The organism is Pyrinomonadaceae bacterium, from assembly GCA_036277115.1.
Lineage (GTDB): Bacteria > Acidobacteriota > Blastocatellia > Pyrinomonadales > Pyrinomonadaceae > UBA11740.
The window spans coordinates 1355254-1381911 of the sequence record DASUNM010000023.1; the positions used below are offsets into that span (position 1 = coordinate 1355254).

At 57.8% G+C, this 26658-nt stretch carries 23 protein-coding genes and 2 tRNA genes; 14 read left to right on the plus strand and 11 right to left on the minus strand.

The window, feature by feature from the left end:
• Positions 1–57: 57 nt before the first annotated feature.
• The 4 genes from VFX97_12570 to moaC form a co-directional block, all read right to left on the minus strand.
• Positions 58–501, minus strand: coding sequence for a hypothetical protein (locus VFX97_12570; protein ID HEX5704030.1), 444 nt, complete (start codon positions 499–501; stop codon positions 58–60).
• 46 nt (positions 502–547) lie between these two features.
• On the minus strand, positions 548–901 hold the full coding sequence (locus VFX97_12575) for a hypothetical protein (GenBank protein ID HEX5704031.1): 354 nt from the start codon (positions 899–901) through the stop codon (positions 548–550).
• 92 nt (positions 902–993) lie between these two features.
• The gene (locus VFX97_12580; protein ID HEX5704032.1) at positions 994–1794 is read right to left on the minus strand and encodes a M50 family metallopeptidase; all 801 of its coding nucleotides are present in this window, start codon (positions 1792–1794) and stop codon (positions 994–996) included.
• A 40-nt stretch (positions 1795–1834) separates the two neighbouring features.
• Positions 1835–2308 carry a cyclic pyranopterin monophosphate synthase MoaC gene (moaC, locus tag VFX97_12585; GenBank protein ID HEX5704033.1) on the minus strand — a complete coding sequence of 158 codons (474 nt, stop codon included), beginning with the start codon at positions 2306–2308 and terminating at the stop codon, positions 1835–1837.
• A gap of 158 nt (positions 2309–2466) precedes the next feature.
• Here moaC and VFX97_12590 point away from each other — a divergent pair, with 158 nt between their 5' ends.
• The gene (locus VFX97_12590) at positions 2467–2982 is read left to right on the plus strand and encodes a hypothetical protein (GenBank protein ID HEX5704034.1); all 516 of its coding nucleotides are present in this window, start codon (positions 2467–2469) and stop codon (positions 2980–2982) included.
• Here the strand turns inward: VFX97_12590 and VFX97_12595 are convergent.
• Both VFX97_12595 and glp read right to left on the minus strand, forming a co-directional pair.
• Entirely contained in the window at positions 2942–3769 is an 828-nt protein-coding gene (locus VFX97_12595; GenBank protein HEX5704035.1) for a fatty acid desaturase CarF family protein, read from the minus strand. The genes VFX97_12590 and VFX97_12595 overlap by 41 nt on opposite strands.
• 87 nt (positions 3770–3856) lie before the next feature.
• Positions 3857–5062: a gephyrin-like molybdotransferase Glp gene (gene glp / locus VFX97_12600; GenBank protein HEX5704036.1), complete on the minus strand. Its 1206-nt coding sequence runs from the start codon at positions 5060–5062 to the stop codon at positions 3857–3859.
• 818 nt (positions 5063–5880) lie between these two features.
• Here glp and VFX97_12605 point away from each other — a divergent pair.
• The 6 genes from VFX97_12605 to VFX97_12630 all read left to right on the plus strand — a co-directional run bounded on the left by VFX97_12605 (position 5881) and on the right by VFX97_12630 (position 13369).
• Positions 5881–7260: an oligosaccharide flippase family protein gene (locus tag VFX97_12605; protein HEX5704037.1), complete on the plus strand. Its 1380-nt coding sequence runs from the start codon at positions 5881–5883 to the stop codon at positions 7258–7260.
• A 154-nt stretch (positions 7261–7414) separates the two neighbouring features.
• Positions 7415–8365, plus strand: a complete 951-nt coding sequence (locus VFX97_12610; protein ID HEX5704038.1) for a glycosyltransferase — start codon at positions 7415–7417, stop codon at positions 8363–8365.
• A complete protein-coding gene (locus tag VFX97_12615; protein ID HEX5704039.1) occupies positions 8362–9321 on the plus strand; it encodes a glycosyltransferase in 960 nt (319 codons plus the stop codon). The genes VFX97_12610 and VFX97_12615 overlap by 4 nt, the downstream gene beginning before the upstream one ends.
• Positions 9321–10505 (plus strand): glycosyltransferase, encoded by a 1185-nt coding sequence (locus tag VFX97_12620; GenBank protein ID HEX5704040.1) that lies wholly within the window; start codon positions 9321–9323, stop codon positions 10503–10505. Before VFX97_12615 ends, VFX97_12620 begins: the two co-directional genes overlap by 1 nt.
• A 64-nt stretch (positions 10506–10569) precedes the next feature.
• Positions 10570–12537, plus strand: a complete 1968-nt coding sequence (locus VFX97_12625) for an acyltransferase family protein (GenBank protein HEX5704041.1) — start codon at positions 10570–10572, stop codon at positions 12535–12537.
• 25 nt (positions 12538–12562) lie between these two features.
• Complete coding sequence (locus VFX97_12630; GenBank protein HEX5704042.1) at positions 12563–13369, plus strand: class I SAM-dependent methyltransferase; 807 nt, start codon at positions 12563–12565, stop codon at positions 13367–13369.
• A 175-nt stretch (positions 13370–13544) separates the two neighbouring features.
• On the opposite strand, the gene VFX97_12635 is transcribed toward VFX97_12630, so the two are convergent.
• Both VFX97_12635 and VFX97_12640 read right to left on the minus strand, forming a co-directional pair.
• Positions 13545–13621 (minus strand) — tRNA-Asp (locus VFX97_12635).
• Between the two features lie 90 nt (positions 13622–13711).
• A tRNA-Val gene (locus VFX97_12640) sits at positions 13712–13786 on the minus strand.
• 178 nt (positions 13787–13964) lie between these two features.
• Between VFX97_12640 and VFX97_12645 the strand changes: the two genes are divergently transcribed.
• Entirely contained in the window at positions 13965–15191 is a 1227-nt protein-coding gene (locus VFX97_12645; protein HEX5704043.1) for a VWA domain-containing protein, read from the plus strand.
• Positions 15192–15571: 380 nt separating this feature from the next.
• Here VFX97_12645 and VFX97_12650 read toward each other — a convergent pair whose 3' ends face one another.
• A complete protein-coding gene (locus VFX97_12650) occupies positions 15572–15814 on the minus strand; it encodes a type II toxin-antitoxin system HicB family antitoxin (protein ID HEX5704044.1) in 243 nt (80 codons plus the stop codon).
• A 35-nt stretch (positions 15815–15849) separates the two neighbouring features.
• Between VFX97_12650 and VFX97_12655 the strand changes: the two genes are divergently transcribed.
• Together VFX97_12655 and VFX97_12660 are read left to right on the plus strand one after the other, a co-directional pair.
• Positions 15850–17022: a phosphopentomutase gene (locus tag VFX97_12655; GenBank protein ID HEX5704045.1), complete on the plus strand. Its 1173-nt coding sequence runs from the start codon at positions 15850–15852 to the stop codon at positions 17020–17022.
• Positions 17023–17078: 56 nt separating this feature from the next.
• Positions 17079–17792 carry a hypothetical protein gene (locus VFX97_12660; protein ID HEX5704046.1) on the plus strand — a complete coding sequence of 238 codons (714 nt, stop codon included), beginning with the start codon at positions 17079–17081 and terminating at the stop codon, positions 17790–17792.
• Between the two features lie 122 nt (positions 17793–17914).
• Here the strand turns inward: VFX97_12660 and VFX97_12665 are convergent, their stop codons facing one another.
• Both VFX97_12665 and hpt read right to left on the minus strand, forming a co-directional pair.
• A complete protein-coding gene (locus VFX97_12665) occupies positions 17915–18805 on the minus strand; it encodes an MBL fold metallo-hydrolase (GenBank protein ID HEX5704047.1) in 891 nt (296 codons plus the stop codon).
• Between the two features lie 130 nt (positions 18806–18935).
• The gene (gene hpt / locus VFX97_12670; protein HEX5704048.1) at positions 18936–19478 is read right to left on the minus strand and encodes a hypoxanthine phosphoribosyltransferase; all 543 of its coding nucleotides are present in this window, start codon (positions 19476–19478) and stop codon (positions 18936–18938) included.
• Positions 19479–19863: 385 nt separating this feature from the next.
• Here hpt and VFX97_12675 point away from each other — a divergent pair, with 385 nt between their 5' ends.
• The 4 genes from VFX97_12675 (at position 19864) to VFX97_12690 (ending at position 26617) form a co-directional block, all read left to right on the plus strand.
• Complete coding sequence (locus VFX97_12675; protein HEX5704049.1) at positions 19864–20733, plus strand: 5'-nucleotidase C-terminal domain-containing protein; 870 nt, start codon at positions 19864–19866, stop codon at positions 20731–20733.
• A 45-nt stretch (positions 20734–20778) separates the two neighbouring features.
• Positions 20779–21759, plus strand: a complete 981-nt coding sequence (locus VFX97_12680) for a metallophosphoesterase (protein ID HEX5704050.1) — start codon at positions 20779–20781, stop codon at positions 21757–21759.
• 195 nt (positions 21760–21954) lie between these two features.
• On the plus strand, positions 21955–22722 hold the full coding sequence (rpiB, locus tag VFX97_12685; protein HEX5704051.1) for a ribose 5-phosphate isomerase B: 768 nt from the start codon (positions 21955–21957) through the stop codon (positions 22720–22722).
• Positions 22723–22852: 130 nt separating this feature from the next.
• On the plus strand, positions 22853–26617 hold the full coding sequence (locus tag VFX97_12690; GenBank protein HEX5704052.1) for a P-loop NTPase fold protein: 3765 nt from the start codon (positions 22853–22855) through the stop codon (positions 26615–26617).
• Positions 26618–26658: the final 41 nt, after the last annotated feature.

Below are 26658 nucleotides of genomic sequence, written 5' to 3' on the forward strand. Positions count from 1 at the left end.
GGAATCGGTCGCCTGTTGTTGGCCGCACCTGGGACAAAACATAAGGAGAGTTGGGTCCTAATCCTTCCGCAATTTATAGATAATCTCGGCTCGCTCGTGATGATGCCTTGCGCGCCGCAAAGTGTCCAGTAGAAAAGGCAAAAGTTGAGTACTCCCGGCAGGCGTCATGATCTCTTTCGAAAGATCGTCGTCACTTTCAAAAGAAGCAAAGGCACTGCGGCGCGTAACCTCAACCTCATCCAGATATTCCCGCACCTTGGCCGGGTCACTCAACGTCTCAGGCAGCGTCCACTCAAACGGATCGTCCCAGAGATTTGCGGTCAGGCCGCCGAAGCCCTGCTCGACCACCGCGGCGCTCCGCAGGATCTGTTCACCGAACGAATCAGCAGAGCCGTTCGGCTTCGCGTAGAGCCGTGCGGGAGGAAGACGCGCGATCAAATCAAGCGATCGCGCGTGCAGATCCGCGAACTGCGCATCGAGCCTGTCGATTGATTCTCTCATCGAACCATTCCGTCACTGATTCAATGAAAAGTGAATCAATGATCGTTCATCGCGTCTTCACTTGCCGGTTTTCTTCTTTAAGACCGAGACCGTAGTTGCGACCGCCGAATTGTAATCCGGTGTACGCGCGGCCTGAAACGCCAACGCGACTGCCACGGGCGGGAACGCCGCGTGTGGTCATGACCCAGATACGGCCGGTGCCGTCATCAAGCTCATAAACACCGTTACCAAGCACACCGTAGCTGTCCATAACGGTTCCGATCAGACCGACTTCCTTGTTCTGGTATTTGCCGGGATCGGCATTGATTTGCGAAATCGTTGTCTTGCCGGGACAAGCTGTCAGCGCGAGCGCCGCGACGAGAATTGCGGAGAGAAAGAAGGCTTTACGAAGAACGTGCATTGCATCTCCTTTCAGTTTCAGACCACTTCGAGGAGAGCAGCGCGATGATATCACTGGGAGGCCGCGCGCGAAAAGACCTGTCGCGTGACGACTTAGATTTCTACGTTACTTTCGAACGGCAAGTCCTGCTGCTTGTCGAAGGCGCGGTCGCGTGCTGAGACGTAAAGCCGCAAAGCCAGCAACAGAATTCCGAACGCCACAGCGATCCACAACACGGCCCAGAACATCGCCGGCACGCCCGTAGCGTTCGCCATGTTCACTGCGTCATTGGGAACAACGGGTCCAAAGGGCGATGAAAGGAAGAAGACGGTCTTGAGATCGAGCAGAGCATTCAGAATGCATTGCACCGCGATCATGCTGACGATGAAGAGAGCGACGCGTTCTCCCGTCCACCGGCCCATCGCGTAAAGGCCGAACGAGATCACCACACCGGCGATAAACGTAAATGGGACGCCTGCCCAGGACGCGCCGGGGGCCGCAAATATCGGCGTAAGAAAGCCAAATACAAAAGTGAGGAAGAGGATGAGGAACGCGCAGGCAAAAAGAATCACGCGCGCTGCAGCCGCTTTACGAATTAGAACGAGCAGTACCGCCCCGAAGGCCATCGCACCGAGATAGCCCGCGCTTGAGACAAACATCTGCGAGAACGTGCCGCCCTGCGTCGAGTAGACTTCGCCGCTGCCGCTCATGGAAACGCTGAGGCTGTGCACCGAATTTCCTGTCAGCAGGGCCGCAATGGCATGTCCGCCTTCATGGATGAAGGTTACGAAGATGCGAAACGGATAAATTAGGATTTCCGCAAACGGAATGAACCAGAGCGCGACGGAAATAATCGCGGCGAGCATAAGCATCTTCGCCTGCGGTCGAGCATCATCAGCAAGTCGGTATTTCATCCCTTGAATGAACGCTAAATCGGGTTGGCTTGTTCCGTCCTCAGGTTTCGCGCCGATAATCGCCGGATTTGCCGCCCGTTTTCAGCTCTAACCGCACGTCCGTAATGGTCATCGATTTATCCAAAGCTTTGCACATGTCATAGACGGTGAGCGCGGCCACTGAAACCGCCGTGAGAGCTTCCATCTCAACGCCGGTCTGGGCATGCGTCGAGACTTCGGCTTCGAGATAAACCCCATCGTCTTTCGTCTCCGCGCGAACATCCATATGCGTCAAGGGCAGCGGATGACAAAGCGGAATCAGTTCCGCAGTTCTCTTCCCCGCCATCACGCCGGCGAGCCGGGCCGTCTCGAGCGGATCACCTTTAGGCGTTTGATGATTGCGAACGGCGGCAACGGTTTGCGCGGACATCCTTACTACCGCGGAGGCAACGGCGCGACGCGCGGTGTTTGGCTTCGCCGAGGTATCCACCATGCGTGCGCGGCCCTCGGCGTCGATGTGCGTGAGCTCGCTCATAGGTCAATTAAGATTCGTTGCGTTCGCGAGGATAACAGAATAGTCTCGACGCGAAAATGCGGCGTGCCAGCAGAATCCGAGCGAATTTTCTTGTTGTGCTTGCGGGCCTCTGGTTGTTGATTTGCACAGCGTCAGGGGCGGCGCAAACTCAGCAGAAAGTGCTCGTCTGGTCTGATCATCCTGCCGGGAGCCATCACGAGCGGACGCGCGCTCCACATCAAATCTTCAAACAGCTCGACGCGATTGAGATTCAAAGCATCAACTTAGGCGGGAAGCCTATTGTGATTGGGGAACCGTTTTCAGCAGATGAAGACTGGCTCCGAGATCTGACATTTCGCGTCAAGAATGTCTCTGACAAAGAGCTGATGTTAATTCAGATCACATTGATACTGCCGGAATTGGAAAAGCCGATCCAGGTTCCCTATGTCAGCGGTTGCCGCCACGATAAGAACCAGCCCTGCATTACACCCGGGGTTGAAGTGGAGTTAAGAATTCCGCCAATCAAGTTGTATGAATGGGTTAAGAGTGAGGTAGCAACTCAAACTGAACTCCGCAAAATCACGAAAGCGACAATCTATCACGTCATTCTCTCGCTTCCCGGCGATATCACATGGTCAAGCGGCTGCGTGAAGACTAAAGACCCAAAGAACACTTGCCCCGATCATATGCATTAACACTTGGGTGTAGCCTGACCTTACTAAGCATCCATTCCAGCCGCCGAAAGAAATGTATTTTTTCGAGCAGCGGATTCAACCAGCCGTTCGTGATGCAGTAATTCGAATCGAAGGGTTTGGTGTGATGAAGATGGTGATGTGCGGGACTCAGGAACACTCTTGAACGCTGTAGCCGCGAAATCACCCAGTTCGTTTTTTCAGCGTGGGCCCACTTATGGAGGACGTTTGTCGCGACCATCGCAATCGTGAAGAGATTGAACACGAATGAGAAAGCGGCCTTTGTAAAAGAAACGTCTTCGTCACTAAGCAGCAAATAAAGCACCCCCGCTTGAAACGGCGCCGCGACCGTGCACGAGTTGCCGATCGTCAACACGAGATTGTGAGTGCAGATGTCTCTCGCATACTGGTGGTGCTGCCGGAACGGCTTGATTAACCAGGGGCCAAACAGCGGCGTGTCGTCCGCGCCATACGTATCGGCGAACCAATGGACCAGACCTGAAACGAAGTCCGCCAGGATCCAAGCGACCGGTACGCCTACGACTAAAACAATGGCGATGCTCAGCCACCCGAGCTCCCTGGCCGCCAGGTACAAGCTGGCCGCGCACAGCAACGGAAACGCTAGTGTCATTGCGTGCTCAAGGATCGAGTGCAGCGGGCCCGACTTTTCTTCGAGGCCGCTGTAACCCTCACCGGCCGGCAGAACTTGGACCGAGCTCAATGGCTGAGATGGTTGAAGAGTCGATTCAACCGCGCGCGCCGTTTTCACCGTCAGGGGACGCTGATTCACGAAACCTCCAGATCCAGAAGAAAGCTTAAAGCCACCAGGGCGACTAAATCGCGTCGAATAATATCCGGAAATTGTCCTCGAAGGTAGTCAAACAGGCAGGCGAAGGCATTTCGCGCGGTCACCGGCTGCGAACGCGCCACCTGCCGGAACAATGATTAGGCCGTTTGCGCGAGCAAATGAGACAAAATCTGACGAGCCACCCCACTTCAGCGGTGCTGCCAGCAGGCTTCCGTCTTCGCCCGTCCGCATGACCGCAGGCAGGTAACTCTCGCGATCCGGAGCAGCCTTCACGTCTCGCTCCAGAACAGTTGTTACTTCCGGCAACCCTCGCTCGGTCGCGCCCTGCATAGCGCGAAGCGCAGTGCGCGCGAACAGATTGAAGGTGACCGCAACCGAGACTGGGTTTCCGGGTAAACCGAAAATTAGTTTGCCGCCTACCTTTCCGAAGACGGTTGGTTTGCCGGGTTTCAAAGCAACTCGCTCAAAGAAGATTTCCGCGCCGAGCTCTCTGAAAACAGTCTTCGTGAAATCATAAACCCCCATCGAAACGCCACCCGAAGTAATCAGCATGTCGCACCGTTCAAGGGCCGCAGCCATTTGCTTCTTCAAAAGCTCCGTGTCATCGCCGGCGAGCGGCACGCGTTCCACGTTTCCGCCTGCCAGTTTCGCGTACGCTTCAATTGTGTAGTTGTTCGAATCGCGAATTTGATCGCGCGCCGGTTTTTGATCGACGTTCACGAGCTCGCTGCCTGTAGCCATCACTGCGACGCGCGGCTGGCGCCCGACGTTTACTCTTGCATAACCAAACGACGCGAGCGTGGCAATCGCTTGCGGATTGATCTCTTCACCGGCTCGCAGCACAGTCGCGCCGGCTTTAATTTCCGCAGCGCGTCGAACAATTGACCGTCCGAACTGAACGGGCTCAAGAATCTCGACCGTACCTGCCCCGTTCATTTCGCGCGTGAGCTCAACCTGCTGCACGGAATCAGCTCCCTGCGGAACAGGTGCGCCGGTCATGATGCGCACGGCCTCTCCGCCTTTCATCTCGTGATGCCACCCGCCGCCGGCGGCTGACTCGCCGACAATGCGCAAACGCGCGGGCGTCGTCGCCACGTCGGCAGCGCGTACCGCGTAACCGTCCATCTGCGCCCGATCGAATGGTGGTAAGTCTGTGTCGGCGATAATGTCTTCTGCGAGAATTCGCCCGGCCGCCTCAGGAAGCTGGATCGTTTCACTGCTCAACGCCCCTGCTTTTGAAAGGATGAGCTGAACGGCTTCACTAACTGACATCATAGAGGTCGATTCTAGATTCTTGAGCAGGGGTTAATCAACGCGACTGACTTTGCCGGTCCTCGTTCGACCTTGGCGAACGCTTTTGGTTGATCACTCGATTCGCAATCTTTGCGAAGCCTGAAATTAATGCGCTCGGACTAGTGACGTTGACGGGTTTTGTCGCCAGGAATGGCGCGTTATCTTCGTTGTGGTCATAGCGAATGGCTGTGTTATCCTCGCGCGCACGCTGATGCGACCGCGGCGCCCAGGAATTCTCCTAGACGTATAAGTACTAAGCCGCCGCTCGCTGGAGTGTAGCCGCCCCCCTTACAAGCGAGTAAGGTTCGGCAGTCCCGCGTCCACTGAGAACCCACGGAGTTTGCCCGAATACGTAAGACGCACGTAGCCTGTCCCGAGGAACAGGCGGCAGCATCTTGCGCCTTCACACGACCCTGTTTAGAGCTCGGACGCGGTTCGCAGTGCTGGGTCGGGGTTGCTCAAAAGAATACTCACGGTTTGGGTAACACACTTGCCATCGCCAAAATCGCCGGCAGCCTCTCTGATTTTGGGCGGCGGCTTTGCGCCTCACCTGGGGGCCGCCGTCGTCTTGAACCTGCTCTGCTACCTAAGGATGATATCGCTTACGTTCGCCATCGGCCGCGAGGTAGCGGGCGGTCACGACGAGAAACTCCGGGGTCGTGGAGATCGATAGGGTCCGGACTTTGAGCGCGCGGGTAAACTTCCGATGGGCGGTTCCGTAGATGCTAGGTGAGACGTTATTAAGAACATTTTGGGGCTCAGGGGCCGCCGCCGTGACGAAGGGCCTGGCCAGAGCCGGAGTGAGAGCCGAGGACCACGTTCTCTGGCGACGCTTCAGCTCTAACCTTTCGGTCAGCCTCGTAGGCGCTGTTTTTTCCCTGGCGATAAAACTGGGTCAAACGCTGCTCCTGATGAGGGCGCTGCGGATCGACGATTACGGGCGCCTGCTCGTCGTCATCAACCTCTTCGCCTTCCTGAACTCTTTTATCGGGCTGCGCGTCAGCGACGTGATCTTCCGCTTTTTCCAGCCGCTGAAAGAGGCGCAAGAGTGGCGTGCCCTCCAGGGATTGCTTTTGCTTTGCCTGGCAATCAGCGTCGCCGCCGGCTTGCTGATTTTTGGCGGCGTCCTCGTCCTCTCGCCCTGGCTTTCCGAGCGCCTGTATGAGAGTCCGGAGCTCGCGCCACTTTTCTCCCTCTACGGTTGCACGATACTTTTCGTAACCTTAGCGGACGTCTCCGGGCCGCTTCTACGGCTGCACGGCCGCTTCACCGCTATCGTCGTGCCGCAGGTGCTGGGCAACCTGGTTACCCTGCTACTGATCGCAGTGCACACCGCGACGGCCTCTCCGTACAGCTTGAAGGCCATCGTCGGAGCATTCGCAGCCGGGGTGGTGATTCAGACTATGCCTCCGGTGATCCGGGCGCTACGACTCGTCAGCCCCTACCTCAGAGACATCCGCCCGACGCTCGCCGCGCGCGCCCTGACCCCGCACCGGACTGAGTTGACGAAATGCTTGTTCAATAGCAACCTCTCTGGTTACCTACAGATCGCGGCGTCTCCCGGCGACGTCTTCCTCCTGGGGATTTTCAGCTCACCCGCGCAGGTGGCCTTATACGGATTAGCTAAGCAACTTATCGCCCCAGTAGCACTGTTATTGACGAACGTGGGGTTCGCTCTCACCCCTGAAGTGGCCCTAATAATCGCCGGGCGCAAGCTCCGCCAACTGAAGCGCCTGATTAGAGGCTACTGCACGATGGCGATCATTGCGGGCGGCATCTTGCTGGCCTGTACGCTGTTTACGGGCCGCTTCCTGGTATTGCGGTTTTCCCGGCCAGAGTATGCCGCGGCCCTGCCAGTGTTCTACATCCTCGCGACCGCCGCATGGGTGCTCTTAATCCACGCGGTGGTGAGGCCGCTCGCCGTGAGTTTGGATTTACTGAAATGGGATAACCTGGCGCAGATGACGGCGGTCGTGGCTTTATTCGCCCTCTTGCTCTCTGGCCGATTGGACGCCATGACGCTGGCTTTTTTCCAGTTAGCCGTCGCGCTGCCAATGCGTATCCTATTTAACCTGCCAGTCTGGAGACGGATGCTCGCCCTGACTTCCGATGGAGCTGCTGGAGGAGGCGTAATCACGCGGCAATCGAGTGAGCTGCGGCCGGGTCGCATGGTCGAGTGAAGACACGCCGGCAAGTGTCCTCGGCACTAACTTTCAAGATCGATCACGGTAGCGTTGGACGACACAGTGAGACGTGTATAACATTCGAACCTGAGAATCATGTGCGTGAGGGAAGTAGGCTCGTGAATGAGAGGCGGTGGAGTAAACGCGGCGCATGGTGAGTTCAGCGCATGCCATCCGAGGCGCGAGCGCGCCACTCGTCTCCGTGCTCCTCCCCGTCTATAACCGTGAGGGCTCGGTCGGCCGCGCCATCAGAAGTGTGCTGGCCCAGACGTACGCCCCCTACGAAATTATTGTAATTGACGACGGATCAACCGATGGCACCCTGAACGTCGTGGAAGGTTTCGGGGCGCAGGTTACGGTCGTTTCACAAGCCCACGCCGGGGTCTATGCGGCGCGTAACGCCGGCCTCCGTCGCGCGCGGGGTGAGCTTGTAGCCTTCATCGACTCTGACGACGCGTGGCTCCCCGACAAGCTCGCGGCGCAAGTGCCGCTAATGAGCCGGCCCGCGGTCGGGCTGGTCTTCGGCGACGCCGTTCACGTCAGCGAGCCGCGCGATAACTCGCCGCGCACCGGACGGACTTCGTTCGGCGTAGCGGCGCCGCGCCGCGGGCGGGTAGCTGATCGCTTTTCATGGTGCAATTTCGTCCCGACGTGCACCGCGCTGGCGCGACGCCGCTGCCTGGAAGAAAGCGGCGGCTTCTCTGAGGCGAGCTCGGTTTCGGCCGACTACCTCGCGTGGTTCCGCATCGCCCTGCGCTACGAACTGGATTACGTCGAACGCGTCGTGGCCGAGTACACGGTCCACGACGATGGCATCAGCTACGCGCTCGGCAGGTCGGTCGCTGCGAGGATCGACCTCTTTTCGGAGGAGCTGGCGCGCACAGCGGACCCTGCGGCTCGCGCCGTGCTACGGCGACTGCTCTTCAATCTCTCTGTTCATCTCGCCCTCGCCGCATTGCGCGGGCGGGCGCGCGAGGTAAACAAGCCTTTGCGGCTCGCCTGGCGCACCGCCTCGGGCACGACGGGACTTGATGCGGCGCCGTGGTTGGCCGCTTTCGCGGCCGAGCAATTTCGCGTGCGGACGCGGCGGTTATTCTCATGACCAGGCCTTTAGTCAGCGTCGTCATCGAAACGGTCACCGCGCGGGAGGACGGGACTGCCGTCCCGCCAGCCGACTGCATCGGCGGCGCGCTCGACGGCCTGGGCCGTCAGACCTGGCCGCAGCAGTTGATCGAACCGATTGTCGTAATCGACGGCGACATGGCTGAGGCTGACGCAGCCGAGATTCGTCGCCGCTATCCGTCGGTGAAAGTGGTCTCCTCGGCAGAGAGTAACTACCTCGCAGCGAAGAACGCCGGTGCGGCGGCCGCCGCCGGCGACATCGTCGCGCTGCTCGACGCGGACTGCGTGCCCGAGGACGACTGGTTGGAGACGTTGCTGGCGCCATTCGAACGCGACGAAAGTGTGGCCGCTGTCGGCGGTCGCACCCGTTACGGGGGTGGGTCGTGGGCCGCGCGTACGTTTTCCGTCCCCGATTTCGCCTACGTCCTGGCGGGAGAGGATGGGGTCGCCGCCGGGTTCGTCATTAATAACGTGGCGTTCAGGCGCGAGGTGATTTTGGCGCACCCGTTTGAGGCGCGCATTCGCCGTGACGGTGGATGCTACCTGCTCTTTCATCAACTCCGCGCCCGGGGATTGCGTGTGCTGATCGAACCGCGCGCGATTGTCGAGCATGCCCCGGACGTGGGCGGTCTCGGCTTCGCGCGTAAACATTTCAAGCGCGGGTATGACGGCGTCGCTGTCTACCGCCTGGACGCCCAGGGCGTTCTGCGCGGCACGCGCCTCCTGCTCCGCCTTGGCCCCGCGGCGCTGGTGCCGATCACGGGCCGCCGTATCGTCGACGACTGGCTGCGCCTCGTCCGCCACCGCCGCCAGATCGGTATTCCGCGCCTGGCGGTGCCGTATTTTGGTGCAGTCGCCGTCGTCACGCGATCCGTCGAGTTGGCGGGGGGATTGGCGGCTTTTCTCTCACCCGAATTGGGGAACCCTAAGTCCTGATGCTCCGAGACGCCTCTATCGTCTGTCTCTCATCGATAGACTGGACATTCAACCGGCAGATCCCGCAAGAGGTCGCCCTCGCCCTGGCCGCAGGGGGCAGCCGCGTGCTCTTCGTGGAGAACACCGGCGTGCGTCGTGCGGTCTTGCGCGATGCGGCTCGCCTCTGGGCGCGTCTTCGACATTGGCTGCAAGCCCGCGGCGGCGCGTGGCACACGGCCGAAGGCGTAGATGTACTTTCGCCTCTGCTGCTGCCGTTCCCGTACTCGCCAAGCGCGACCTCCACGAATGTGCGTCTGCTCGTCCGCGCCATCCGCGCGTGGTTGGGCGACGGCGGCGGCCCGCTAATCGTAATCACCTTTTTGCCGACGCCGCTCACCCGCGCGGTGATCGCTGCACTCCGCCCGGCGCTCGTCGTCTATTACTGCCTCGACCGGCTCGAAGAGAGTTCGCCGGGTGCGCGCCGCGTGGCGCAGTCGGAGCGCCTGCTGTTCGCCGAGGCAGACCTGGTGCTGGTGACGTCGGGCCTCCTTTACAAATCAGCTGCCGGAGCGTCATCGCGCGTGGAGTTGCTGGCGAGTGGCGTCCACATAAAACAGTTCGAGAAGGCGCTGGATGCGCGCGCGGCGCCGCTTGCAGCGCTGGCTGGTATACCGCGCCCAGTTATCGGTTACGTTGGCAGCATTCGCAGCGCGACAGATCTGTCTTTGGTCGCACGCGCCGCAGAGTTGGCGCCCGATCTTCAGTTTGTGCTGGCGGGTCCGCGGTTCGTTGATGTTGCACAGCTCGCGGCGCGTCCGAACGTGCGGATACTCGACCGCATCCCTCACGAACATATCGCGCGCTACATGGTGCGCTTCGACGTGGGCATCCTGCCCTATTCGATTGACGAGTTCACAGCCGGCATCATGCCGGTGAAGCTCAAGGAGTATTTAGCTGCCGGCCTCCCCGTGGTGGCGACAGCGCTGCCTGAGGTAGTGCGCTTTGCGGACGAGCACCCCGGGCTCGTGAGATTCGCCGGCGACCCGGCCGGCTTCGTCGCCGCCTTGCGAGAGGCGCTCTCCGACAAGGCACCCGAGGCGCTCGCGCATCGCACGATGGTCGCGCGGCAGTTCGACTGGGGAGATCAAATGGCCCGGATGAAGCAGCTGATCGAGCAGGCGCTCGCAAGGACATGTTCGGGATAAAGCGACGGGTCCGGCACATCTTGCGGCGCCTGGGTTACGACATCCCCCATCCGCCACTTACTCTATGCCCCTCGTCAATAAATTCAGCTACCGTCCCGAGGTCGACGGCCTCCGTGCGATCGCCGTCGTAGCTGTCGTTCTCTATCACGCCGGGGGATTCTACTGTCACGGCGGCTATGTCGGTGTGGACGTTTTTTTTGTGATTTCGGGTTTCCTGATCACCTCTTTGATCTGGAGGGATCTCGAAACTGGTCGCTTCACGTTTGCCTACTTCTGGGAACGGCGGGCGCGGCGGATCGTTCCCGCGCTGGTCGTGGTTACGGCCGCGACTTTAGTGGCCGGGTGGTTCCTGCTGCTGCCGGGCGATTATAAGAACCTGGGTCAGGAAGCCGCAGCGCTGGCAGTGTTTGGCGCGAACGTTTACTACTGGCGTAACACCGGCTACTTCGAAGGCGGCGCGGACGAAAAGCCTCTGCTGCACACCTGGTCTCTGGGGGTGGAGGAACAGTTCTACCTGTTAGTTCCGTTCCTGCTCTGGGGAATATTTCGCGTTAAGGCTCTGCGTACTCGGGCGGGCGTCTTTTCAATCCTTTTGGCCGGGTTCACCGTCAGTTTCGCCTTAAGCATCTATGGCGTTATTAAGTCGCCAAGCGCCACATTCTACCTTCTTCCAACCCGCGCCTGGGAGCTGCTGCTGGGGGCACTTGTCGCCTTCGTTCCTCCCGCTTTCGCGCTGCCGAGTCGCCCGCGCCTCCGCGAGCTTTTAGCGCTTGCGGGCCTGGCTCTGATCCTCGTTCCGGTCTTCGCCTACACTCCGGAAACGCCTTTCCCCGGAGCCGCCGCGCTCTCTCCCTGTCTCGGTACGGCGCTAATAATCTGGGCGAACGAACGAACAGAGGGACGAATTCCGACGGCCGTCGGCGTGGCGCTATCAAGTCGCCCAATCGTTTTCCTCGGCTTAATCTCGTACTCGCTTTACCTGTGGCACTGGCCGTTGCTGGCCTTCAGTAAATATTGGACGCTGGCACCTCTTAGCGCTGACCTCGGCTTCGCGACGCGCGTCGGCATGCTGAGTTTAGGATTCTTGTTAGCCGTCCTCTCGTGGAAATATGTGGAGACACCTTTGCGCACGCGGAGATTGGGGACATCCAGGAAATCGGCATTCCTCTTCGCCGGAACAGGACTCATAGTTATTTTAAGCGGCGGGCTGATATGCCTAACGATGCAGGGATTTCCCAAACGCTTCTCTGAACTGGCGAACGAATTTGCTAACGCAAAATCCGACAGGGCCTTCCTCATTAATGTTACGCCCGACGACGCCCGTGCCGGCAACCTTGTCCCGATTGGTGTGGTGAATCCGGCGCTGCGCCCTTCGGTCTTAGCCTGGGGCGATAGCCATGCCATGTCTGCGATACCGGCACTGGACGCTTGCCTTAAGGATAAGGGGCTGGCCGGACGCGCCGCCACTCACTCCGTCACGGCACCGGTTCTTAACTGGTTTATGGTTTCGAAGTTCGGCCTGAGTAAGGATTCCATCGCTTTTAATGATGCCGTTCTCTCTTATGTTCGGAGCCAACAGGTCCCCCATGTGATTCTGATCGCCAACTGGACTGATTACGCTGGTGCGAGCGACGGCGGCTTTAACAGTGCGTTGTTGTTAACGATCCGGCAGCTCGTCGCCGCAGGTTCGCAGCCGTGGATCATGCTGTCTGTTCCCGAACACACATTCGACGTCCCGAAGGTGCTCTCGCGCTCAGTCATCTTCCGCACAGATCTCGCACCCTTCTCAACCAAACGGGCGGCGAGTGATGCGTTTGATAAGATCGACCGGACTACGATCAGCGACATAGAATCTGCAGGCGGTCGCATTCTTGATCCAAAGCCCAGGTTCCTCGATCCGGGTGGTCAGCGATACGTTTATCTGGCCGACGGAGTCGTTCTCTACCGTGATCATCATCACCTGACGACGAGAGGGGCGAAACTCATGCTGCTGCCACTTTTCTGCGATTCGTTGACATCGAAGCAGCGTTAAGCGTGAGTGAGGAAAGCTCAGACAGATGGCGCACAGGAAAAGTTATGTGAGCCGATTTTTCCAGCAGGTCCAGATCCACGGGCCAATCGCGGCGACGAAGCTATTCGCCCGGGTCGCGGTGTCGAGGGCAAAGGTGGTGCTGGCCAATAAGCTGCTGCCCGCGCGTGTGGCTTGCCCCTGCTGCGGTTGGCGGGGGCGAAGGTTTAACGATTACATCCAAGTCGGCCACCGGGTGAATAACGCGACGTGTCCGCAATGTGCCAGCCACTCGCGCCACCGTTCTTTATTCCTGTGGGCCTCACGGCAATTCAATCTAGCGGAGAAGAGTGGCCGAGCGCTCGTCTTCGCTCCCGAGAAGGCGACCGCGACGCTGTGGTCTGAGGCACCGTGCCTCAGTGTCTGGCGTGTTGATCTGGAAGCCGGTCGCGGCGTGGACTTGCTCGTCGAGATCCGGGCCCTACCCTTCGCCTCAGATTCGATCGATCTCATCTGGTGCCACCACGTGCTCGAGCATGTCGAGAATGATCTAGCGGCGATCCGCGAGCTCGGTCGCGTGCTACGCCCCGGGACGGGCGAGTTGATCGTCTCGGTGCCGATGGGGGCCGGGGCGGCGACGGAAGAATACGGGTTCCCTGACCCATCCCTGTCCGGCCACTGGCGGCTTTACGGTTTTGATTTCGTGGATCGCCTGGCCGAAGGGGGGCTGTCGGTAAGTCCCATTGACTCTAAAGTGTCGGCTGAGGAGCGCAGGCTTTATGCCATCGAACCAAAACCCTGCTACGTGTGCAGAAAAGCAGAAACCTCAGCCGCGGCTGCCAACGGCTGGGAATGATGTTTGACGAAGGGGCTGGTTTCGACGAGTCAGAGAGGAATGAAGCCAACGTCATCTAAACAAACTTGCCGGCTTCACCTTCGTCTTCCCTGGGCGGGTCGAGTCTTTGTAGGAACTTTGGCCACTGAACAGAAAAAGCGGTTGCCCTTCAAATGAAAAGCAACCGCTTTGAGAATGGCGGAGCCGACGGGACTCGAACCCGCGACCTCCGACGTGACAGGCCGGCGTTCTAACCAACTGAACTACGACTCCGCAGGGAAAGCAGATGTCAGAGGTCAGATATCGGAAGTCAGCTTTGTTTCTTTTCTGACCTCTGACTTCTGACCACTGACTTCTGCCTTTTGGTGGGCGCGGAGGGACTCGAACCCCCAACCTCTTCCTTGTAAGGGAAGCCGTCTACCATTGACATACGTGCCCGATTTCAAAAATCGACTCGAAATGACTGCGTCACGACGAAGTGCCATCGTAAGGAAAAGCAACGAAGAGGTCAAGACGTGTTCAGCCTGAACGATCGCGGTTACAGCGCTTTTCCCGCCACGTTTTTGCGGCTATAGTTGTTTCACCCCAGCACTACCTTTTTTTACCGGCTCAGGAAATGCGATTCGTCATCCCCAGCTTTATCGTCGGTTTGTCGCTGTCCCTCGTGTTTGCGGCGACCGCCGCTAACCAGGAGCCACAGCCAAACAAGCAGCAGCGACCGCGCACCGTCGGCCAGGGCAACTCCCAGAGTAACTCAAAAGGCGATTCCAACAGTTCGCAACCTCCCACGAACACCACCGCTGAGGAAGTTGACGAAGGCGATATCGTCCGCGTTGAGACCCAACTCGTTTCGGTGCCCGCTGTCGTGACGGATAGAAACGGACGCCCGCTCGCCGGATTGAAACTCGAAAACTTCGCGGTCCTGGAAGACGGCAAGGCGCAGGCGCTGACAAACTTCGCGACGACAGAAACGCCTTTCGAGATCGCCTTGCTGCTCGATACTTCGGGTTCGACGCGTGAAGACCTGGGATTGATTCGCGACGCCGCGAACGCTTTCATTGCCGCGCTGCGCCCCGGTGATCGCGTCGCGATCGTCGCCTTTAAGAATCGCCAGGACGATGGCATACCGATGGCAACGGTCGATTTGCGGTCGAGCCTGACGGACAATCGCGGGGATTTACGAGTCGCGATTGAAAGTCTGGGCACGAGTAACGGCACGCCGTTCTACGATTCGCTGGCAGAGATCAGCAAGCAGATTTTTCGGGAACAGCGTCAGGACGAAATTCGCGGCCGCCGCGCCGTCGTCGCGCTCACCGACGGGGTGGACTCAAGCAGCAACATCAACTTTGACGATGCACGGGCGACTCTGGCGCGGACTGGTGTTGCCGCGTATTTCATTCAGCTCAGCACTGAGGACTATGTCGAAGATCGTCTCCTGAAGGATTGTGAGGACGACGGCCGCCTGACGCTCTCGTCAAAGCAACTTGAACGCTTTCGCCGTCTTTTCGTGCCCACCGCGCAGAAAGAAGACTATCAGGATTTCTGCCGGCTGGGTCAGTTCGAGCGGATGGACATCAGCCGCCGGCTCTACAATCTCGCGCGTACAGAAATGAACGAGCTTGCGCGCGGGACGGGCGGCAGAAATTTTTCGGCGGCAACATTGCGGGACGCGCGCGCGGCGTTTGCGGAAGTGGCGAAAGAGATCGGCACCCAATACAGCCTCGGCTACTATCCTTCTAACAAGACTCGGGATGGTCAGTTTCGAAAAATTAGCGTTGAGATTCGCGGCGTGAAAGATGCGCAGGTGCGCGCGCGTGAAGGATATTACGCGCCGAAGCAGTGAGCAGTGTGCAGTGAGCAGTGAGCAGTGGGCAGTGAGCAGTGAGCAGTGAGCAGTGAGCAGTGAGCAGTGAAAACTACGGACTCTCAAAGTAGTTTCAAGAATTCTTCGTTAGTAAACCCAGCCTGTTTGATGATCGACTGAAGCGTTCCTCGCTTCATGTCCCGATTATGAAATGGAACAACAACTTGAAGTGTGGGCTTTTCTGGATGCTTTAGAACATAGTGGCTTCCACTAGTACGCCGGACGAAAAAGCCCGTACGCTCAAGGGCTCTGATCAATTGTCTTGGCTTTATTGCTGGAAGACTTCGCTTCATGAGGGGAACCTAACACAACCGTGTTCGGTGATTGCGGGAGGAGTGGCCGCGAAGGGAGTGGCTGCATCACGACGCGAGCGCTATTTCCACAGGCTCCGCAATGGGTGTCTTGTCAGAAGGGATCGGCAAGCCGTCCTCCCGCAGGGTTTCCAGATACAAACGCAACGCATCCTCCGCCATCCGTCGCGCTTCTTCCAACGTGTCGCCTTCCGTAACTAAACCTGGCAGGGCTGGGCATGTCACCACGTAACCACCTTCTTCGGCGGGCTCGAACAGCATGGTGAAGGTATAGGTTCCGTTTGCTTCCACGGGTCGGATTATATAACTTATCGTCCCTAATCTCGATGACCACTTTCAATCGAATAACACTTATCGTCCTCGACGGCGCCGGCATTGGCGCCATGCCGGACGCGCCGGAATGGGGCGACGCCGGCTCAGACACGTTCGGGCACATTTGCGAATCACGCCAGTTGAAACTGCCGAACCTGCAAGGTCTTGGGCTCGGCAACATTCGCCCGCTCAACGGCGTACCCGCAATCGAAAATCCGCGCGGTGGTTACGGGAAATGCGCACTGAAATCGAATGGCAAGGACACCACGACCGGGCATTGGGAAATGGCGGGAATCATTCTTGAGCGCGCCTTTCCCACTTATCCAAACGGTTTTCCGCAAACGTTGATTGATGAGTTCGTCGCGAAAACGAATGTGCCAGGAGTCCTCGGTAACTTTCCGGCGAGCGGCACTGAGATCATCAAAGAGCTCGGCGAAGATCATGTGCACACCGGTAAACCGATTGTTTACACCTCAGGCGATTCCGTTTTTCAGATCGCCGCGCATGAAGAAATCATTCCGCTCGATCGTCTTTACGAAATCTGTGAGACCGCGCGTGACATGCTGCGCGGCGAGCACGAAGTTGGACGGGTAATCGCGCGACCTTTTCTCGGCAAGCCCGGCGAGTTCTTTCGCACGGAGAACCGGCACGATTATGCTGTGCCGCCGCCGCGCGAGAATCTTCTGCCGCTGCTGAGCGAACACGGTCTGGACGTAGTCAGCATAGGCAAGATCGCCTCGATCTACGATTCAACGGGAGTAACACAGGATCTGACTGCCAAGAACAACGGCCAGTCGATGGATCAGACTATCGCCGCGTTGCGCGCCAACACGCGCGGCCTGATCTTTTCAAATTTCGTTGATTTCGACATGCTCTACGGCCATCGCCGCGACACCGAGGGCTATGCGCGGGCGCTCGAGACGTTCGATGAGCGCTGGCCGGAACTCGAAGCGGCCATGCGTGAAGACGATCTCGTAATTCTGACTTCTGATCACGGCAACGATCCCACCTATCCCGGGACCGATCATACTCGGGAATACGCGCCATTAGTCGTTTATGGAAATAAAGCGAAGCCGGGTATCGATCTGGGTACGCGCGATTCGCTGTCCGACATCGGCAGCACGATTGCTGAGAACTTCGGCCTGAGTCTCAAAGCCGGCAAGAGTTTTCTCTCTCAGATTTCGTAACTGAGAGTGGAAGTCTACCGCTCGCGTAAGCGAGTGGAACAAGGAGACAACAATCAATGAACCGCAAACCCCTCCTGCCGCTGCTCGTCCTGATCCTTGGTCTTTCAGGTCAACAAGCTCTGGCGCAGTCAACCATGATGAATGCTCCATCGTCCGACGTGGTGGCTGCGAAGAAGGTTTATCTCGAGATGGATTTCATTACGAACTATGCCTGGGCTCAAGGTGACGACCGGTTCGCGAACTACCTGCCGCGCGCGGTTGTTGGCGTCGGAGGAAACGTTGAAGTGGGCGTGAACTTTTCCTACACGCACACGCCGGTCGGCGGCGAACCGATCGAGCTCCAACCAAACGCGAAGTGGCAGTTCTATAACAACGAAGGAAAGGGCGTCGCGGCGGCGGCCGGCTGCATGTTCTTCATTCCGATCACCAACCGGGCGGGCTCGGACACGTTCGCCCAGTGTTACTCAGTCGCCAGCAAGCAGTTCTCAGGAAATTACGGACCGAAGTTTACCGGCGGCGGTTACCATTTGATTGGTGCTGGGCCCAACGAGGAAACGAAAACGGGAGTGATTGCCGGATACGAACAACCGCTGACGCAGAGATTAAGCTTTATCGTCGACTGGCAGAGTGGCAACAACCGGCTGGGTTACATCAGCCCGTCGCTGAATTTCAGTACCCCGCGCAACGGCAATCTTTCAGGTGGCTATGCGATTGCCAACCAGGGGCGCGGTCGAAACTGGCTGTTCTTCTTTTACGGGCAGCAGTTTTAGGCAAGGCATGTTTGAGGAGCGGGCATCGCTGCCCGCAAGCCTGCGAGCACGCTCAGAAATCCAGGAAGATAATTCGTGCTTTGCGCTCAGGCGGCCAAGGATGGCCGCGCTCCCAGGGCCGTTTATTTCTTGCTGTAACTGCGATGGATCGTTGAGATCCATCGATCAGTGGTGACGAACTGCCAGGACCAGGACTTCCACTCTTCCGGCAATCCTTCCGCCTTAATCTGATCCAGAGTTTTGCCGGCCTTCATCTTGTCACGCACGATTCCAGTGGTCTTCATCATCATGTCGTGAACCTTCTTCAGGTCTTCGGCTGTCGCGAGCGGCCCGTGGCCCGGGATGATCTTCGCGCCTGCCGGAAGTTTTCCCAGTACCTCGGCGATGTTCTTCATATAGCCCTCGACGTCACCGCCGCTGTCGATGTCCACGAACGGAAACATACCGTTGAAAAACAGGTCGCCCATGTGCACGACGTTAGAGTTGGTGAAGAAAATGACCGCGTCACCGTCGGTGTGGCCGCGCGGAAGATGCAGAGCGCGAATCTCTTCGCCGTTGAAATGGACCGAGACGCTGTGGTCGAACGTGATTATGGGCAATGCTTCTTTCGATGCGGGCTGGACCGTCCGTCCAGTAATAGTCATTCCTTCGGCCAGCCGTTTACGCACGTTTGTGTGCGCGATAATTGAACCTTCAGAGCTGAAGGCCGCGTTGCCGCCCGTGTGGTCACCGTGCCAGTGCGTGTTGAGGATGAACTTCAGTTTGCCTTCGCCGAGCGTCTTGAGCGCGGCTTTGATTTTGTCAGCGAGCGGCGCGTACTGATCGTCAACGATCAGAATCCCATCAGCGCCAACCGACACGCCAATGTTGCCGCCGGAGCCTTGCAACATATAGACGTTGCCATTGACCTTCGTCGATTTGATTTCGACTTTCGACCAGTCCGTTTGGGCGAAGGAAATTCGCGCCGATAGAGCAACGAACAAGCACGCAAGTAAGACTAGTGATCTTTTCACGAGAAGCTCCTTCAACATGGCAGGCAGTATTCTGATTGCACGCGCGTTAGAGTACCAACTTCAGTTGGGCTTTTTCAGTCACAACCCGACTAAAGTCGGTACTCTAACGCAGTCAAAGATGGCCGCGCTTTCAACCGTTTGGATTTTTCACCACCGCAATGTACGGCAGATTTCGATATCGTTCGGCGTAATCAAGACCGTAGCCGACCACAAACTCATCGGGAATTTGAAAACCAAGGTAATCAATCGGCACTTCTTTCTCGCGCCGTTCAAACTTATCCAGCAGGGCCGCCAGTTTCACCGACGCCGCGCCGCGGGATTTTAGGTTCGCCAGCAGGTAATTCAAGGTCAAACCGGTATCTACGATGTCTTCGACCACCAGAATGTGACGGCCCTCGATTGCGACGTCCAGATCTTTCAGAATGCGCACTTCGCCTGACGTGCGCATCGCCGAGCCGTAGCTGGAGATGGCCATGAACTCGACGCCCAGGGGAATGTCAGCCGCCCGCATCAGATCGCTCAAAAAAGTGCAGGCGCCTTTCAGCACACCAATCATCAGCGGATTCTTGCCCGCGTAATCGCGCGCGATGTCGGCGCCGATCGCGCGGATGCGGTCCTGAATCTGCTCGGTTGTGATGAGAACTTCGAGGTTAGGATTTGTGAATTCCGACATTAGTCGTGCCTGTGATGTCGCCAAGTTTCTGCCTCCTGCAAAGTAAAGATAGTTGATGTTGCGCCGCGATCCAACGCGCGCTGGCAGCTGGTGTTCCCACTCTGCGTGTCTTTGCGCCTTGGCCCTGTCAGAACCACCTGCGGTAGCGGGTGGTTGAACTTCCGACAAGCATCCGCAGAAGGTAAGGTCACCCGCGCTACCGCAGGCGGTTCCGACCCAGACGCAAAGTCGCAAAGGATCGCAAAGAAAACCCGGATCCTAATGCCCGTCCGCCGATTTGCCCGCGCAGGATCGAGCGAGATACTATTGCGCCGCGCTTTGCACGGTCAATTTTAGGCGGCGGATGAACCTGTTATATTTGCGTCGCCAGTCTGCATCGTAGCCAATGAACAAAAGCTTCTTCGAAATCAGACGCTGGTTCTTCCTTTGCTTTCTGATTGCCGCTGGCTTCATCTGCGCATCCGCCCAGGCGCCGGCACCCGCGCCAAAAGCCTCTCCACCACCAAAACCGAAAACCGACGTCAACCTCCGGGCTGAGAGTGTGCCCGTAGATTCATCTATTGCGGATGACCCGTCGGTCAATCAGATGCTCGTCGCGTACAGCCCGAAGGTCCGGGAACTCGATACCGTCATCGGCTCGTTAAAAGGCGAACTGCGCAAGGGTGGCATGGGTGCAGGTTCGATCGGCAACTTCGTTTCAGACGGCATGCGCTGGCAAACCGGAGTCAAACTCGGAACGCCGATTGACCTGGCCGTGATTAATGGCGGCGGCTTGCGGCGTAACGCTATCAGCGAAGGCGTCTTGCGCGCGCGCGACATCTTTGAATTGTTGCCTTTTGAAAATGCCCTGGTGACGGTCGACCTTACCGGCGAGCAGCTGGTGCGCCTGTTGAAATTGCTCGTCGCAAACCGTGAAGCCCAGTCCGGAGCGAAGATTGTGTATTACACGAAGCCGGACAAGACCAGTGAGATCGACACCATCAAAATGCGGGCGCCGGGTGGCGAGAAAGAGGTCGATCCGCAAGCGACTTATCGCGTTGTTACTATCGACTACATCGTGAATCGCGGCGGTGACATCTCGGCGCTGCTGCAGGCAGGAAAGAATCGCCAGCCGCTGGGCATCACCTTGCGCGACGCGATCATGGCTTATGTGAAGTCAGAGACGGCCGCCGGCCGCACAATTAGACCGAATCTCGATGGCCGCTTCTGGCTCGATCGTACCAAGTCGGCCGTAACCGAAGAGACAAGACCTTAGCTTTCAGACCACCTGCGTGCGCGTGGTTGGACGTCGAATTACAAAATGCCAACGAGAAGAGACTTCATTAAAACGGCGGCTGTCGCGGGCATCTCACTGCCGCTCGTGCGCTCGTCTTCAGCTGCGCACACAACCAACTCCCGCGCAGCTCTTTGGGCGCCGCTGCTTGAGCCGGCGCAGGGCGAGACGCTGATCACCGTGCTGCACACGAATGACACGCACTCGCAAATCGATCCGATTCACGACAACGACCGGACGTATCCGGGCAGGGGTGGCGTGGCGCGCCGGGCGACGCTCGTCAAACGCATTCGCAAGGAGAATCCGAACACGCTTTTGCTCGACGGCGGCGATGTCATGCAGGGCACGCCCTACTTCAACTATTACAAAGGCGAAGTGGAATACAAGGCCATGACCTTGATCGGCTACGACGCCGGCACGCTCGGCAATCACGAGTTCGACAATGGCGTCGAGCCGCTGGCGAAAGCTTTAGAGCACGCGAACTTTGACATCATCTCGACGAATTACGATGTGCGCGGCAGCGCTCTTGAGAAGAAGGTTAAGACGCACTCGGTGAAGGTACTCAGCGGCGTGCGCGTCGGCCTGTTTGGTATGGGGATTAGTCCGAAAGGTTTGATTACGGACGCCAACTTCAAACCGGTTCAGTATCTTGATCCAGTTCGCATGGCGCGCGGCGTGGTGAAGCTTCTGCGCGAGCAGGAAAAGTGCACGCTGGTTCTGGGCATGTCGCATCTTGGTTACTATCGGAACCCGACGGATCCTGACGACATTGGCGATACCCAAGTCGCCGCGCAAGTCGACGGCATCGATTTCATTGCCAGCGGCCACACGCACACGTTTATGGAAAAGCCGGTCGTGCAAAAGAGTCCGAACGGCGGCAACACAGTGATCTTTCAGGTCGGCCGCTCCGGCATCAACGTCGGGCGCGTCGACTTTACGGTGAAGGATGGAAAAGTGACCGCGCACGCCGGCCGGGTGTTGGATTTGCGAGACGAGTCCCTGGCGTGATTGATCTTCCTCCCTCTCCCTTTGGGAGAGGGCTGGGGTGAGGGAGCGAAGCTTAGCGCTGAACACAAACGGTTAACTCTTTTGTACGCGAGGCTGCGCCTCGCGAACAAACGGAAAAAGGGTTGAGAAGGCAGGTTATAAACCCTCACCCTAACCCTCTCCCAAAGGGAGAGGGACGAAGTTCTCTTTCCAAAAATGGCTGACGACGCAACCAGAGATCGAGTAAGGGCGCTGGTGCGCGACGTCCTGAACAAAGCAATGCCGGAAGCACCAACCGCCGGCAGACCGGCGAGCATTAACCCGCCCTCAAACAACCCGTCACAAAGTCCCGCTGTCACTCGCGACGAATCAGCCAAACTTGTCATTACGGAAGACGATGTACGTGGCCTTGAACGTGGCGCGGTTCTGCGCGTCTCGGAAAACGCGCGTCTGACGCCGCTCGCGGCCGACATCGTCAACGAACGCGGAATCGAACTGACGCGTCGCGTTTCACGGAGCGGTCTAAAACAGGTAAAAACCGTGGCAGTCGGGGCGGACCATGGCGGCTATCCGATGAAAGAAGAGCTGAAGAAGTTTCTCACCGAGATCGGTCACCGCGTGCACGACTTCGGCACCAATTCGGACAGCGCGGTTGACTATCCTGATTTCGCACACGCTGTCGCCCGCGCAGTGGCGGACGGCTCGGCGGAGGTCGGCATAGTGATCGACGGCGCCGGGGTTGGTTCAGCAATGACTGCCAACAAAGTTCCCGGCGTGCGCGCCGCCGCCTGTTATTCAGAGGAAGTCGCGCGCAACTCGCGCGAGCACAACGGCGCGAACGTGCTGACGCTCGGCAGCAAGACAATCACGAACGATCAGATGCGTGAGATCGTCCGCGCCTGGCTCTCCACAGATCTCACCGAAGACCGCCATCGCAAACGCGTCAACAAGATTGAAGCGATTGAGCGGCAGTATCAGCGGTAACCTCAGCATACTTGACAGACTGGACATGTGGCGGCAATCTCTCCTCCCATGCCGCCGTCAATCCCATTGGTGATAGACCAATCCACGCAGCGGTAACATCTGAGTTGTTTCGCTTCAAGTAGGAGCACCCATGGCACAAAGTCGGATTGGGGACGCCGTTTCCTTACCACCGCTCGTATTCATCAGCTGCGCGGCCGGCGACGAAGAATGGCGCTTGCGCCTGGAGAAGTTCTTAGAGCCGGCAGTCCAGGCTGGCCTGATCAGAATTTGGCACAGCGGCGAAGCGTCACGCGTTTTGTCCCGCGAAGCTGAGGAAGCGATAAATTCCGCCAAGGTAGCCGTGGTCCTCCTGTCCGACAATTACCTTGCGTCCCCGATCATGGACGCTGAAAGGCCGCTTCTTTATAACTTGGCGACCACCGGAAAACTTACAACAGTTCCAATCCTAGTGCGAGACTGCGAGTGGAAGAGGTTTGATTGGGCGAATCGATTTAAAATCCACTCAGCCGATGTACCGCTCGAAAAGCGCTCTTGGAAAGAACATGAGGAAATCCTAAACGATGTCGCCAGACAGATTTTCGACTTGGCGGAGGTAAGTAAAGGTTACGTCAAAACCAGTCTCGCTGGCGCCACCGTCGATCCGAGCGCCAGCGCGCGCCGCAAAGCAGGTGCGCCTGGCGCAACTGTGGGCCCCCGCACCGGTCCGCCTGCCGAATCCGTTGACCCGGGCGCTAGCGCGCGAAATATCGGAGGTGCGCCGTTCGGACCTATGGGCCCCCCCTCAAGCGTGGCCAACACCTCAGGTCCCCCACCTCGCGGACCCGGTGGCCCGGAAGTTGGGCCACCCGGAAACGAACCTCATTCAACGCGTCTCAGTGTGGCGGCGCTTTCCAAGTTCGGTCTTTCCGGCGCCGCGATCAAGCTTTTGGAAGCAGCGCAAGTCCTTGCGACATTCGGCAAAGAGGAGCCTCAAGTCACGACGTCGTGTCTCTTGTTTGCAATCACGGAGCTCGGCCGCGTCGACTGGAGTGCTTCTGGAGTCGGACACTTCTTGTGGCGACGATTACAGAGCGCAGATGAAGCAGGCTACTACCGAATATTTCGCGACAGGTTTCCGCGCGCTGTATACCAAGGTTCCTCCAACAGTATCAATTTCGATTCCGACGCACCCGCGCAATCGATCACGCCGAATGTCTTAAAAGTATTGGAGCAGGCGCAAGCGTTTACAATTCCATCAAGCCCGCCTTCGCCGGTGGACACCGTCCACATTCTCGGTGCTCTCCTCATCAACGAAGAAACCAATGCCTTCGGACGCTTGTCGCAAATCGTGGACGTGGCTCAACTTCGAACCGAGTTTCTGAAGTTCGTTGCAAGAACGTTTCCAGAAGAAGATTTAGAGGCGTGGCAAAACTCTCTCGGTCTTGAAGCACCAACCCCCGCGGCTGAAGCGGCTGAAGCCGACGAGCCGGTTGACGACTTCAGCGCCCCACTCGCCGGCTTTGCTGCTGATTTCTGGAGAGGCGAGGACTTGTTGGATATCACGCGAGACGTCAACGCGCTCGCCTCACTTGCTGCGGCCACCAGCATCGATCCACCGCTCTCGATCGGGCTGTTTGGCGACTGGGGATCCGGCAAGAGTCACTTCATGCGGCAGATGAGATCTCGCGTCGAAAAACTTTCGCAGAAAGCGCGCGAATCAGGAAAGCCACAATCGGAACTCGGCTATCACAAGCGAATCGTTCAGATCGAATTCAACGCCTGGCATTACATCGAAGGCAATCTCTGGGCAAGCCTGGTCGAGCACATCTTCAACAACCTCAAGTTCACGGAAGAGCAAAACGGCGAATCGCACGTCAAAGATGCCCGGCTCGCGATCATGCAGAAGTTAGAGCTGAACCAGGAACTGAAAAAGAAGATCGAAGAACAACAACAAGTACTGCAAGGCAAAGCGGACGCGGCAAAGAAAGAGTTTGAAAAAGCCAATATCAAACGGGATGACAAGTGGCAGGATCTGACGAAACTGCGCCAAGGCACGGAAGCCGCCGTGAACGAGTTGCCGTCCGTGACGCTCTCGACTCAACAGGCTGAGCTGCTGAAACAGATCGGATTACCTGACGGCGCCCTGCATGTGCCGGCCGAGATCCAGAAGAAATACCACGAGGCCAGGACTTTTTGGGGCGGTATGCAGGCGCAGTGGACTGTCTTTCGATCAGACCCGAAACGACTTAACAAGCTGATCCGAATACTGCTCGTGATCGCCATCACGGTGATGGTCGGATGGTTTTTCCGAAATGTGCTGAAGACGGCGTGGGGCTTTGCCGCCTCGGCCGTGACGTTTCTGACCGCAGCCTATGCAGCCGCCAAGCCTTACGTGGATAAATTCAACAAGAGCATGGCGGCGCTCAAGGAAAAGTACGAGCACGTGGAACAGGACCGCCAGAAAAAAATCATCGCTCTCGAAAGCGACGTCACTTCGCTAACCAACAAGATGGCCGCCGCCGAGAGCGAAGCGAAAGCCATCAATGCTGAGGTTGCCAAGCTCGAAATTGAACTCACCACTACCGATGCAGCCAAACTGTTGGCCAACTTTATCGAAGACCGCGCCGCGTGCAGCGACTATCGCCGCCATCTGGGGGTGCTGGCGCTAATCCGGCGCGACTTCGAAAAGCTTTCGGAACTGCTGAGCGAGCAGACCACCAGCAATGAATCTTCTGGGGCCCACGAGAACATTGTCAGCCGGATAATTCTTTACATTGACGATCTCGACAGATGCCCGCCCAAAAATGTCGTGCAGGTATTGCAGGCCATTCACCTCTTGCTGGCCTTCCCTCTGTTCGTGGTGATTGTGGGTGTCGATGCGCGCTGGGTCACTCGATCTCTTCAGGAAAGTTATGAATGGCTGGCCGCAGACGAAAATGGAGAAGCGCCTGAGCAAAAGAAGCAAGACGAGGGCGCCGATAACGTAGTAGTTACGCCGCACGACTATCTGGAGAAAATTTTTCAGATTCCGTTTTGGCTAAAGCCGATGGGCGATACTGAATGCAGAAATCTCTTAATCGGGCTTACCAAGAGCAGTCGCCCAGCGATCGCCGAAAACGGCGGAGGTGGTCAACCTGCCAGCGAGTCTCCGGCGACGAGCCCAAACGACAGCTCTTCCGTTACCAATCAGCCGGGCGTTCAGCAGGCTCCTGCTTCGCTGATACCCGGGCCGCCGCCGACGGCAGAGGCGCAAAGTCAGGTGATATCCACCGGCTCGGAAGTTCAATCGGTACCCGCCATCGACCCCGAACCCGCAAACCTCAATCAAAGCGTAGCTGCCGATCAATCAGCGGGCGAATCGAAGGCCGCGGAAAAGATTGATCTGGCTCCAAAGAGCCTGGAGCTGACTGACGTCGAAATAGAATACATGACGAAACTTTCGCCGCTGATCAAGCGATCTCCCCGGGCGGTCAAGCGATTCTTGAATTGTTACAGATTGATAAAGGTCAACCTGAAGCCAAATCGTCTCGAGGCGTTCATCGGTTCGAAGGAAGAGCCCGGACAATTTACCGCGGTGATGGTCCTGTTGGGTATGATTACCGGAGCGCCTACAATCTCGTTGCCGTTGATTGAAGAACTCGAAAAGTATTCATCCGGCATCAAGTCAATTGACCTCCATACGTTTCTGCAGCAGCTCGAAGAGAATCCGGAAATGGTCAAACACCCGGACTGGGCATTAGTCAGAAATTTTCTCGAGGAACATATCTTGCCGAATACCGAACCGACATTCGAAAGTTTGATCGATATAACGCCACAGGTTTCCCGCTATTCGTTCAGAGTCGCTAAATCACGGTCTACCCGGCAAAGACCGCTAATTACAAAGCGAACCAAAACTTCCGCGCAGGCTGCCGTCTAAGCCAGCGGCCCAGCGACCCCTTCGCAACCCGCGAGTGTCAG

Coding starts and splice junctions, on each gene's coding strand:
- VFX97_12575 (HEX5704031.1), bottom strand. CDS start 901: ATGCACGTTCTTCGTAAAGCCTTCTTTCTCTCCGCAATTCTCGTCGCG.
- VFX97_12690 (HEX5704052.1), top strand. CDS start 22,853: ATGGCACAAAGTCGGATTGGGGACGCCGTTTCCTTACCACCGCTCGTA.
- VFX97_12615 (HEX5704039.1), top strand. CDS start 8,362: ATGACCAGGCCTTTAGTCAGCGTCGTCATCGAAACGGTCACCGCGCGG.
- VFX97_12645 (HEX5704043.1), top strand. CDS start 13,965: ATGCGATTCGTCATCCCCAGCTTTATCGTCGGTTTGTCGCTGTCCCTC.
- moaC (HEX5704033.1), bottom strand. CDS start 2,308: ATGAGCGAGCTCACGCACATCGACGCCGAGGGCCGCGCACGCATGGTG.
- VFX97_12680 (HEX5704050.1), top strand. CDS start 20,779: ATGCCAACGAGAAGAGACTTCATTAAAACGGCGGCTGTCGCGGGCATC.
- VFX97_12675 (HEX5704049.1), top strand. CDS start 19,864: ATGAACAAAAGCTTCTTCGAAATCAGACGCTGGTTCTTCCTTTGCTTT.
- glp (HEX5704036.1), bottom strand. CDS start 5,062: ATGATGTCAGTTAGTGAAGCCGTTCAGCTCATCCTTTCAAAAGCAGGG.
- VFX97_12570 (HEX5704030.1), bottom strand. CDS start 501: ATGAGAGAATCAATCGACAGGCTCGATGCGCAGTTCGCGGATCTGCAC.
- hpt (HEX5704048.1), bottom strand. CDS start 19,478: ATGTCGGAATTCACAAATCCTAACCTCGAAGTTCTCATCACAACCGAG.
- VFX97_12580 (HEX5704032.1), bottom strand. CDS start 1,794: ATGAAATACCGACTTGCTGATGATGCTCGACCGCAGGCGAAGATGCTT.
- VFX97_12625 (HEX5704041.1), top strand. CDS start 10,570: ATGCCCCTCGTCAATAAATTCAGCTACCGTCCCGAGGTCGACGGCCTC.
- VFX97_12620 (HEX5704040.1), top strand. CDS start 9,321: ATGCTCCGAGACGCCTCTATCGTCTGTCTCTCATCGATAGACTGGACA.
- rpiB (HEX5704051.1), top strand. CDS start 21,955: ATGGCTGACGACGCAACCAGAGATCGAGTAAGGGCGCTGGTGCGCGAC.
- VFX97_12610 (HEX5704038.1), top strand. CDS start 7,415: ATGGTGAGTTCAGCGCATGCCATCCGAGGCGCGAGCGCGCCACTCGTC.
- VFX97_12630 (HEX5704042.1), top strand. CDS start 12,563: ATGGCGCACAGGAAAAGTTATGTGAGCCGATTTTTCCAGCAGGTCCAG.
- VFX97_12660 (HEX5704046.1), top strand. CDS start 17,079: ATGAACCGCAAACCCCTCCTGCCGCTGCTCGTCCTGATCCTTGGTCTT.
- VFX97_12655 (HEX5704045.1), top strand. CDS start 15,850: ATGACCACTTTCAATCGAATAACACTTATCGTCCTCGACGGCGCCGGC.